Below are 9,784 nucleotides of genomic sequence, written 5' to 3' on the forward strand. Positions count from 1 at the left end.
CGGTCGGAGTCGCCTTGGCCGTCGTGCTCGCCGTCCGCTGGTACGGCGAGGTGGGGCGGGCTCGCACGCGTGCAGTCACGGCCGGTCGCGCTCGTCGACCGGCCGCATGAGCCGCATCCGCGCTACCGCGTACATGCCGAGCGGGAAGACGATCGACCACAGGGGCGAGTCGAGGTGTTCAGCAAGACGAGCAAGTGCCTGCCCGCATCAGGGATCGAACAGAATCGAACGAGCTGCGATTTCCTGTGAGGGACACACCGGTTCAGTCGCCCAGTCTGCCGCCGGCAGTCAGGTGGCGGAGATACCGGCCAGGCGCATCAAGAAATGAACGCCAACTCTGCACCATGTCGAGTTCGTCGTATTCACGGTCTCGTAGCCCCCATTCGCCTATCTCGAAGAGTTTCGCTTCGGGAAGTGACGCAAGGATCGGCGAATGGGTGGACATGATCACCTGCGACCCGCTCGCCAGGAGTTCACGGATGTGCGCCAGTAACGCGAGGCATCCGTTGAATGACAGAGCAGACTCGGCCTCGTCGAACACCCACAGACCACCGATCCCGGACCGAGTGGCGAAGAACTCGACAAAGGACTCGCCGTGGCTTTGATAGTTGTGTACCCCGGAGACACCGACGTCATCGAGATATGAGAAGTGACCGTGCATCGTCTCTGCTCGCAGGAATACTCCCTGTCGGGAGCTTCCTGCACCCCGTACGAGTTGCAGATGCTCGGCAAGTCCTGATTCTGTGCGCTGGGTTCGATGGAGCGAGTTCCTGGTGCCGCCTTCGACTCCCAGCCCGTACGCCTCGGCGACCGCTTCGACTATCGTTGATTTGCCGGCGCCGTTCTCGCCCACGAACACCGTGAGGGGCGAGAAATCGAGTCCCTCATCGAGAATCTGGCGTACAGCGGGGATGCCGGCAGGCCACGTGTCTCGTGAAATCGGGGCAAGACGATGCTCCTCGATGCGACGCACTGGAAGACTCGAGAACAGATCACTCATATCACGGCCAGACTACCGGCCCCTATCGGCTCGAGCGGGAGAGCTTCACACGCGGCGGACCGCCACACCGACTGGGCTACGAGCGTCACGTAGCCGGCAGCGGTCACGACTCCTTTCGCGAACCCGGGACCGGATCTGCACGGCGCGTACGTCACTTCAGCAGGCGGGACATCCGCCGGTCGGCGAGGATCTTCCCGTCGGTCTGGCAGGTGGGGCAGTACTGGAACGAACGGTCGGTGTAGGAGACCTCGCGGACGGTGTCGCCGCACACCGGGCACGGCTCGCCGGTGCGGCCGTGCACGCGCAGCCCCGACCGTTTCTCGCCCTTGAGGCGCACCGCGTCCTGCCCGACCGAGCGGGTGGCGGCGGCGGTGAGCACCGATCGCATCGCCCCGTACAGCGCGGTCACCTCGTCGTCGGTCAGCCGTCCGGCGGTCGCGAACGGTGACTGCTGCGCGACGTGCAGGATCTCGTCGGAGTAGGCGTTGCCGATGCCCGCGAGAATCTTCTGGTCGATCAGCAACGTCTTGAGGCGTGAGGTGCTGTCGGTCAGGAGCGCGGCGAACTCGTCGCGCGTGAGGGCGAGCGCGTCGGGGCCGAGGCGGGCGATGCCGGGTACCTTCTGCGGATCGTCGACGACCCAGACCGCCAGTCGCTTCTTCGTACCCGCCTCGGTGAGGTCGAAGGCCGGTGTCGTCGCGTCGGGGGCGAACAGGTGGACGCGGAGGGCGAGCGGACCGCGGCCGAGTTTCGGGGGAGTCTGCGACGGCTCGTCGAGCCAGCGCAACCAGCCGCCGCGCGACAGGTGCGTGATCAGGTGCAGGCCCGAGCAGTCGATCGCGAGGAACTTGCCGAAGCGCGAGGTGCCGGTGATGTCGCGTCCCTGCAGAGCCGTGATCGGCGGGTCGGCGGTCTGCAGCACGCTCAGCGCTGCGACGTCGATGCGTCCGACGACGCTGCCGACGGCATGCTCGCGCAGGAATACCGCAAGTGCTTCCACCTCGGGGAGCTCGGGCATGGGACCAGGCTACGGTCGCAGGCGCCGTCTCGGGTGCCGACGGGCACGATTCGGTCACGGATAGACTGCCCTCGTGACTGTGCCGACGCCCTACGAAGATCTCCTGCGCCTGATTCTCGACACCGGAGCCGAGAAGAACGACCGCACCGGCACCGGAACCCGAAGCCTGTTCGGCCACCAGATGCGCTTCGATCTGTCCGAGGGCTTCCCGCTGATCACCACGAAGAAGGTGCATCTGAAGTCCATCGTCTACGAGCTGCTGTGGTTCCTGCGCGGCGACTCCAACGTCGAGTGGCTGCGGCAGCACGGCGTGACCATCTGGGACGAATGGGCGGCGCCCGACGGCGACCTCGGACCGGTCTACGGTGTGCAGTGGCGCTCCTGGCCGACGCCGGACGGACAGCACATCGACCAGATCGGCCAGGTCCTCGAGACGCTGCGCACCGACCCCGACTCGCGTCGCATCCTCGTCTCCGCATGGAACGTGGCCGAGCTCGACAAGATGGCGCTCATGCCGTGCCACGCCTTCTTCCAGTTCTACGTGGCCGACGGCAAGCTCAGCTGCCAGCTCTACCAGCGCAGCGCCGACATGTTCCTCGGTGTGCCGTTCAACATTGCGAGCTACGCGCTGCTCACTCACATGGTCGCGCAGCAGACCGGCCTCGAACCCGGCGAGTTCATCTGGACCGGCGGCGACTGCCATATCTACTCCAACCACCTCGAACAGGTCACCGAACAGCTCACTCGTGAGCCGTATCCCTACCCGACGTTGAAGCTGCACCCGCGCGACTCGATCTTCGACTACCGCTACGAGGACGTCGAGGTCGTCGGCTACCGGCACCACCCGGCGATCAAGGCGCCGGTGGCCGTCTGATGGGAGATGTCACCCTCGTCTGGGCGCAGGCACGTGGTGGTGTGATCGGCCGGGAGAACACCATCCCGTGGCACATCCCCGAGGACATGGCGTTCTTCAAGGACGCGACGATGGGAAAGCCGGTGATCATGGGCCGGCTCACCTGGGATTCGCTGCCGCCGAGGTTCCGGCCGCTACCGGGACGCCGGAACATCGTCGTCACCCGCAACGTCGAGTGGTCGGCCCAGGGCGCCGAGACCGCGACGAGCCTCGAGGACGCACTGACACTCGCCCGTGAGGACGAGGTCGTCGTCATGGGTGGGGGCCAGATCTACGCGCAGGCGATGCCGTTCGCGACGCAGCTGCTCGTGACCGAGGTCGACCTCGACGTCGCAGGAGATGCGACCGCACCTCCGATCGGCGCCGAGTGGGTGGCGGATCCCGGAGAATGGCTGACGTCCACCAAGGGAATCAGGTTCCGCTGGATCCGGTACGCCCGAAGCTGAGTTCTCGCGGCGGCATCTGAGCGATACTGCGGTACATGGACAAGCTCTCCTTGACCGCCATGGCACGGCAGCAGCTCAAACTCGCAGCGACGTCCAGCAGCGGACGCAGCTCCCAGACGGTTTTCGGTGGGCATACCAAGCACCTGCGGCAGACCGTCGTCGCGTTGCTGGCGGGGCACGAACTCGGCGAGCACGACAGCCCGGGCGAGGCGACCCTGCAGGTGCTGTCGGGTCAGCTCCAGCTCGTCGCCGGCAACGACGTGTGGAAGGGTTCGGCGGGCGATCTGATCATCATCCCGGCCGTGCGGCACAGCGTCAGCGCCATCGAGGACGTCGCCTTCCTGCTCACCGTGGCGAAATAGCGGCGCTCACCGGACGGGTGCCGGAGCGGTGTACCCGCGGTAGCCCTCCCACGCGAGTCGCCGGTCGCGGCGCGGATCGCGCTCGACACGCGTGACCTCGTCGAAAATGACTGTCGCACGGTCGTTCTCGTCGTAGCGCGGCCACGACGGCAACGGTTCGCCGTGCCGGACCACGTTCAGCCACTGGCGCTGCATCGCCGCGGAGACCGTACGCAGACCGCGTCGGCCCCCCAGCGCCGTGAGGGCGCGGCCGAGCGGTTCGCCGCTCTGGTCGAAGACCGCGAGCAACTCCACGGCGTGGGTCGCGTCGAAGCCCATCCACCGCAACAGTCGCGGGGCGAGGTCGAACCGGTACATGAAGGTCGGCGCGAAACGCGAATGCGCCTGCGCGATCTGCACGGACGGATACCAGAAGGTGAGATCGCCGCCGAGATCGATCGCGGCACGCTCGTCCGGATATCCCGGATAGACCGCCGTGATGCGATCCTTCGCCTCCGGGTCGGTCGCGGCGAACAACGCGTCGATCCGCCGCGGGCTCGTCGGCAGCGCGTCGAGGAACTTCGGGAACAACGCACCTTCGCGGTCGTTCGTCCCGAGCACGAGCGGAACAGGATGCGCCGCACCCGTCTCGTACGCCTCGAGCGGCTGGAGCGGAACGAAATCGCCGTCGACGACCGGGCCGAAGGGATGCAGACCGGGAGTCGCGCGCAGCACCTGCGCCCCGAGCCGGGAGCCCACCCGTCCGAGCTCGACGGGTGAGGCGTCGAGGAGCGCCCGGGCCGCCGACTCCGGATCGGCGCCGAGCAGTTCGACGAACTTCCGGCCCCATTCGGCCGAGCGGTCGGCGGTGACCACGAGATTCGGTGCCGGGCTCTGCGCGATCGCGGCGGAGAACAGTCCGCGCGCGGCGGGTGTCGCCAGCAGGGTGGTCACCGAGGTGCCTCCCGCGGACTCGCCGAAGATCGTCACGTTTCCGGGGTCGCCGCCGAAAGCGGCGATGTTGCGCTGCACCCACTCCAGTGCCGCGACCTGGTCGCGCAGGCCGAGATTGGAATCGAACCGCGTCGACTCGGTGGAGAAGGCGCCGAAGTCGAGATAGCCGAGCGCTCCGAGGCGGTAGTTGACCGACACGTAGACCACATCGCCGCGCCGGACCAGCGACTCGCCGCCGTACACCGACAGGGCACTCGTGCCGAGGGTGAACGCGCCGCCGTGGATGAACACCATGACCGGTCGAGGCGCGTGGACCCGTCCGGCCGGGGCGAGCACGTTGAGGGTCAGACAGTCCTCGTCGGGACGCACACGCACCCCACGACGCCCCGTCTCGGCATAACGCGGACGCTGCGGTGCGGCATTGCCGAACCGCGTCGCATCGCGCACCCCTGTCCAGGGTTCGACCGGTTGCGGCGCGCGCAGTCGCAGCGGACCGACCGGGGGAGCGGCGTACGGGATGCCGCGCCAGGCGAGGAGGTCGCCGAGCCGGGAACCGCGGACGGTCCCGTCGGCGAATGTGACGTGGGTCTCGGCCGTCATGCTCTGCACTGTACGTGACGGGGCGTCACAGTAGCCGCCGCCTCCGCGATCGGCGTCACCAGGCGTGGGCCTCGAGTCCCCGGCCCGCGAGCTCGGCCCGAACGTAGGTGCGCAGCGTCGAGGTGTCGGGGAAGCGCTCCTCGTCGAGAGCCACGAACGCCAGCGTGTACCGCTCGTCGGTGTGGCAGGCGTAGACCGACAGCCGGGTCGCGGTGCGGGCCGGCCGGGTGTCGAGTCCCGGATGCATGGCACGCATCGCGATCCCGGTGGTGCGGTACGGACCCAGGGTGGTGAGTTCGCGGGGCACGGCGCCGATGTTGGAACACAACAGGTCCCGCTCGCCGGCGCCCCGCGCGACGCGGGCGGCGAGCAGGTCGGGGAGGAGTTGCAGGATCTCGGCCGGCATGTTGTGCGGTGCCCCTTCCCGCGGCTGCGTGTAGGCCTGCGCGGCGCGGGCGCGGATCGAGGCGACGGTGTCGCCCTCGTCGACGGAGATCCCCACCATCGACACACCGTTGGAGACGGTTCCGTCTGCCCGGTCGTCGATGGGAACGGAGATGCGCACGGGGAACGGGATCCGGGCGCGGCGGGCGACGCCGGCCGACACGGCGAGCAGCAGGGCGTTCGGAGTGCCGTCCTCCGTTGCTGCGAGTGCCGTCCACTGCGCGGCGTCGACGTCGACCAGCGCGGTGCGGGGCCGGGCGCGCACCGTCTGTGGTGCGGGTGCCTTCTCGGTGCGGGGTGTGTACTTCACGCTGCGCAGTCCGCCGCCGACCTTCCGGAGCAGCTGCATCGCGTCGCGCAGGTCGGAGTGACGACCGGGGTCCGGTCGCCGCGGCCGGTCGGCAAGGGCGTCGGCGACCGCGCGGACGAATCCCCGTGCGTCCGTCAGAACGTGTGAGCACACGATCGACAGCGCCGTGCCGCCGCTCGCGAGGCGGGTCGCGGCGAGTGCCCAGCCGGGACCGAGTTCGGGATCGACGTTCACGTTCGCGTGCTCGTCGGCCCAGGCGAGGAGTTCGTCGTCGGGAATGGGCGTCGCGGGATAGCGCAGCGGATGGACGTGGGTGTTCGGCTCGAACCGGGGGCGCGCGCCGGGAACCCGGGACCGGACCACGCGGCGTCCGAGGGGGCCTTCGGACAGCACGTCGTGGAGGGACAGCAACAGGGTCGCGTCGACGGTCTCGTCGGTGCGCCACAGGCCCTGCATCACCGACGGCAGGCCGGTTCCTTTGTGGCGGTGGAGGAACATCTCGTCCACGACGCTGAGTCGATTCACAGGTCCGACCGTAGCGCCGACCGTTGACCGAAGCACTGAACCGAGGTTCAATTCTTGGTGTGGCGTACCGGCGGACACCCGCAGTACAGGAGCGACTCGACGCGCAGCGCGAGGCGATCGCCGCTGCCGCCGTGGGATTGTTGAGCGAGCGCGGCTACAGCGGACTGTCCGTCTCAGCGGTCGCCGAACGCGCCGGCGTCGCCACCGGCAGTGTCTACCGGCACTACGTCGACAAGTCCGACCTCATGGTGCGCATCTTCCGGGAACTGTGCGGGCGTGAGGTCGAGGCCGTGACGGCCGCCGCCGCAGCCGGATCCGGTGCCGACCGGGTCAGCGCCGTGGTCGAGACGTTCTCCCGGCGTGCGCTGCGCAATCCCACCCTCGCCTACGCACTGCTCGCCGAACCGGTCGACGCCGCGGTCGACGCCGAACGGCTCGTGCTGCGTCGCGCTTTCGCGGCGGCCTTCGCGAACGCCGTGAACCACGGCATCGCGGCCGGTGAATTCCCCGGCCAGGACGTCGAACTCACCGCCGCCGCCCTCGTCGGGGCGGTCGGTGAGGTCCTCACCGGCCGCCTGCGCGGCGCGACCGATGGTCGCCTGCGCGGCGCGGCCGAATCCACCGTCCCCGATCTCGTCGTCCTCGCCCTGCGGGCGGCCGGGTGCCCTGCCGTCCGGAACGACATCGTGTCAGGAGTGAAGCCGTGAATTTTCCCGCCACCCATGAGGTGTTCAACCAGGCCCCGGACCTCGAGCCCTATCGGGCCGCCGACGATCCGGCCCTGCTCGAAGGGCTGCGCCGCGAGGGGGCGAGATGGGCCGAGGACGAGGTCCGTGAACTCGGCGCCCTGGCCGGCAGCCCCCGCGCCCAGGACTGGGGTCGCCTCGCCGACGAGTACCCGCCCGTCCTGCACACCCACGACCGTTACGGCCACCGCATCGACGAGGTCGAGTTCCATCCGCACTGGCACGACCTGATGACCGTCGCCGTCGAGAACGGCCTGCACGCCGCGCCCTGGCGCGATCCGCGTCCCGGCGCGCACGTCGCCCGGGCCGCGAAGTTCTACGTGTGGGGACACACCGACGCCGGGCACATGTGCCCGATCTCCATGACCTATGCCGCGATTCCGGCGCTGCGCCACAACGCCGAACTCGCCGAGCGCTACGAACCGCTGCTGGCCGCCCCGCACTACGACTTCGGGCTGCGGGAACCCTCCACGAAACGGGGCCTCATCGCCGGGATGTCGATGACCGAGAAGCAGGGCGGTTCCGACGTGCGCGCCAACACCACCACCGCGACCCCCAACGCGGACGGCTCGTACACGATCGTCGGGCACAAGTGGTTCACGTCCGCCCCGATGTCCGATCTGTTCCTCACGCTCGCGCAGACCGAGCACGGACCGTCGTGCTTCCTGCTGCCGCGCGTCCTGCCCGACGGCACCCGCAACGCCATCCGCATCCAGCGGTTGAAGGACAAGCTCGGCAACAAGTCGAACGCCTCCTCCGAGATCGAGTACGAGAACGCGATCGGCTGGCTCGTCGGCCCGGAAGGTCGCGGCATCAACACCATCATCGAGATGGTGAACATGACGCGACTCGACTGCGTCATCGGATCGGCCGTGAACATGCGGGTCGCGACGCTGCGCGCGGTGCATCATGCCCGCCACCGGACGGCGTTCGGCGCGCTGCTCGTCGACCAGCCGCTCATGCGCAACGTCCTGTCCGATCTTGTCGTCGAATCCGACGCTGCGACGACGATCATGATGCGTCTCGCCGGGGCCACCGACCGCGCCGCCGGGGACGAGCAGGAAGCCGCTCTGCGTCGCATCGCGCTGGCCGTCACCAAGTACTGGGTGTGCAAGCGTGCACCCGCCCTGACGGCCGAAGCCCTCGAATGTCTCGGCGGCAACGGCTACGCCGAGGAATCGGGGATGCCGCGGCTGTACCGCGAGTCGCCGCTCATGTCGATCTGGGAAGGGTCCGGAAACGTCGCGGCGCTCGACGCCCTGCGGGCCATGGCCCGGCAACCCGACACCGTCGAGGCGTTCTTCACCGAGGTCCGGCTCGCGGAAGGCTCCGATCCCCGGCTCGATTCGGCGATCGCCCGGGTGGGCAAGGAGCTCGCCGACCTCGAGGACGCCGAGTACCGGGCACGGCGGGTCGTGGAACTGATGGCTCTCGTCCTGCAGGGAGCCCAGCTCGTCCGGCACGGGCACCCCGCGGTCGCGGAGGCGTTCTGCCGGAGCCGGCTCGACGACGACTGGGGCATTGCGATGGGCACCTTGCCGACCGGGGTGGACACCGCCGCGATCCTCGAGCGGGTCTGACGAGGGCGGGCCCGATCCTGCAGCGCTGTCACCTGTCGTAGGCCGCGGGCATACTGGAATACATCCTGCGAGATATCGAACACGGGTGGAGCCCGTCATGGTCGGCAGCAACGAATGGTGGGAGTGGGGTCGGCAGATCGCACTCGCGGTGACCGAGCCGCATGCACTGCACCGTGCCCGCATGATCGTGCGCGGCGTCGTCGCCGAATCCGAGGCGGTCAGCGACAGCCGCCGGGGCGACGCCGAGATCCATTCCGTCAATCTCGCGCAGGGCACTCCGGTCACGATGAGCCCCCGCCTGGCGTCGATGGTGCGGTCGGCGCTGTGGGCGGCCCGTATGACGGGCGGGACCGTCACTCCGGTCGACTCCGACGACGCCTCCGTCGACGCGGGTGCCATCCCGCCGATCCATCCCATCCCGACCTACCGCGACGTGCAGATCGAGGGAGACGTCGTGCTCGCCCCGTTCGGGGTGAGTCTCGAACTCGGCGCGACGGCCGTGGCCGACACCGTCGACTACTCGGCGGCGCTCGTCGCGAGCCTGCTCGAATGCGGGGCGCTCGTACGCATCGGCGATGTCATGGCCACCGCGGGTCACGCCCCGGCCGGGGGATGGCAGGTGCCGCTTCCGGATCGCGGGTCCGTCGAACTGCCGGCCGGATCGGCGATGGCGTCGCACACCAGCGATGTCGCCGACCCGGAGCGGTGGCGTCTGGTCAGCGTCATCGCTCCCGACGCGGTGTGGGCCGATGCGGCTGCGGCGACGGCGCTGCAGCGGGGGATCGGGGCCGTGTCGTGGCTCGAGCAGTACGACCTGCCCGCGCGTCTCGTCGACACTCATGGCCGGGTGCGGACCACCACGGCGTGGTCCGATCCGAAGGCAGCGTGACCGAGAGCGGTCACGCCC

The 9,784-nt window shown here is 69.0% G+C and carries 10 protein-coding genes; 6 read left to right on the forward strand and 4 right to left on the reverse strand.

Annotated features, from left to right (window positions below):
* Positions 1 to 262: 262 nt before the first annotated feature.
* Together R1101_RS0109765 and R1101_RS0109770 are read right to left on the reverse strand one after the other, a co-directional pair.
* Positions 263 to 1,000, reverse strand: a complete 738-nt coding sequence (locus tag R1101_RS0109765) for an AAA family ATPase (protein ID WP_026003092.1) — start codon at positions 998 to 1,000, stop codon at positions 263 to 265.
* Positions 1,001 to 1,151: 151 nt separating this feature from the next.
* Positions 1,152 to 2,018, reverse strand: coding sequence for an Fpg/Nei family DNA glycosylase (locus R1101_RS0109770; protein ID WP_016933256.1), 867 nt, complete (start codon positions 2,016 to 2,018; stop codon positions 1,152 to 1,154).
* A gap of 73 nt (positions 2,019 to 2,091) precedes the next feature.
* On the opposite strand from R1101_RS0109770, the gene R1101_RS0109775 reads away from it, so the two are divergent.
* From R1101_RS0109775 to R1101_RS0109785, 3 genes are read left to right on the forward strand one after another with little or no spacing between them, the layout of a single operon-like run.
* On the forward strand, positions 2,092 to 2,892 hold the full coding sequence (locus tag R1101_RS0109775; RefSeq protein WP_016933257.1) for a thymidylate synthase: 801 nt from the start codon (positions 2,092 to 2,094) through the stop codon (positions 2,890 to 2,892).
* Positions 2,892 to 3,377, forward strand: coding sequence for a dihydrofolate reductase (locus R1101_RS0109780; RefSeq protein ID WP_016933258.1), 486 nt, complete (start codon positions 2,892 to 2,894; stop codon positions 3,375 to 3,377). Before R1101_RS0109775 ends, R1101_RS0109780 begins: the two co-directional genes overlap by 1 nt.
* A 35-nt stretch (positions 3,378 to 3,412) precedes the next feature.
* A complete protein-coding gene (locus tag R1101_RS0109785) occupies positions 3,413 to 3,739 on the forward strand; it encodes a cupin domain-containing protein (protein WP_016933259.1) in 327 nt (108 codons plus the stop codon).
* A 6-nt stretch (positions 3,740 to 3,745) separates the two neighbouring features.
* Here the strand turns inward: R1101_RS0109785 and R1101_RS0109790 are convergent, their stop codons facing one another.
* Together R1101_RS0109790 and R1101_RS0109795 are read right to left on the reverse strand one after the other, a co-directional pair.
* Complete coding sequence (locus R1101_RS0109790) at positions 3,746 to 5,272, reverse strand: carboxylesterase/lipase family protein (RefSeq protein WP_016933260.1); 1,527 nt, start codon at positions 5,270 to 5,272, stop codon at positions 3,746 to 3,748.
* Positions 5,273 to 5,327: 55 nt separating this feature from the next.
* Positions 5,328 to 6,551: a hypothetical protein gene (locus R1101_RS0109795; protein ID WP_026003093.1), complete on the reverse strand. Its 1,224-nt coding sequence runs from the start codon at positions 6,549 to 6,551 to the stop codon at positions 5,328 to 5,330.
* Positions 6,552 to 6,610: 59 nt separating this feature from the next.
* Here R1101_RS0109795 and R1101_RS0109800 point away from each other — a divergent pair, with 59 nt between their 5' ends.
* The 3 genes from R1101_RS0109800 to R1101_RS0109810 all read left to right on the forward strand — a co-directional run bounded on the left by R1101_RS0109800 (position 6,611) and on the right by R1101_RS0109810 (position 9,766).
* Positions 6,611 to 7,258, forward strand: coding sequence for a TetR/AcrR family transcriptional regulator (locus R1101_RS0109800; RefSeq protein WP_016933262.1), 648 nt, complete (start codon positions 6,611 to 6,613; stop codon positions 7,256 to 7,258).
* Positions 7,255 to 8,877: an acyl-CoA dehydrogenase family protein gene (locus tag R1101_RS0109805; RefSeq protein WP_016933263.1), complete on the forward strand. Its 1,623-nt coding sequence runs from the start codon at positions 7,255 to 7,257 to the stop codon at positions 8,875 to 8,877. Before R1101_RS0109800 ends, R1101_RS0109805 begins: the two co-directional genes overlap by 4 nt.
* Positions 8,878 to 8,974: 97 nt before the next feature.
* Complete coding sequence (locus R1101_RS0109810) at positions 8,975 to 9,766, forward strand: FAD:protein FMN transferase (RefSeq protein ID WP_016933264.1); 792 nt, start codon at positions 8,975 to 8,977, stop codon at positions 9,764 to 9,766.
* Positions 9,767 to 9,784 lie beyond the last annotated feature (18 nt).

Origin of the sequence: Rhodococcus sp. R1101, from assembly GCF_000278445.1 — a bacterium.
Classification (GTDB): Bacteria; Actinomycetota; Actinomycetes; order Mycobacteriales; family Mycobacteriaceae; genus Rhodococcus; species Rhodococcus gordoniae.

Bases quoted from the DNA above. Each gene is read 5' to 3' on its own strand.
- R1101_RS0109765 (WP_026003092.1), bottom strand. From the start codon at position 1,000: ATGAGTGATCTGTTCTCGAGTCTTCCAGTGCGTCGCATCGAGGAGCAT.
- R1101_RS0109770 (WP_016933256.1), bottom strand. From the start codon at position 2,018: ATGCCCGAGCTCCCCGAGGTGGAAGCACTTGCGGTATTCCTGCGCGAG.
- R1101_RS0109780 (WP_016933258.1), top strand. From the start codon at position 2,892: ATGGGAGATGTCACCCTCGTCTGGGCGCAGGCACGTGGTGGTGTGATC.
- R1101_RS0109785 (WP_016933259.1), top strand. From the start codon at position 3,413: ATGGACAAGCTCTCCTTGACCGCCATGGCACGGCAGCAGCTCAAACTC.
- R1101_RS0109790 (WP_016933260.1), bottom strand. From the start codon at position 5,272: ATGACGGCCGAGACCCACGTCACATTCGCCGACGGGACCGTCCGCGGT.
- R1101_RS0109810 (WP_016933264.1), top strand. From the start codon at position 8,975: ATGGTCGGCAGCAACGAATGGTGGGAGTGGGGTCGGCAGATCGCACTC.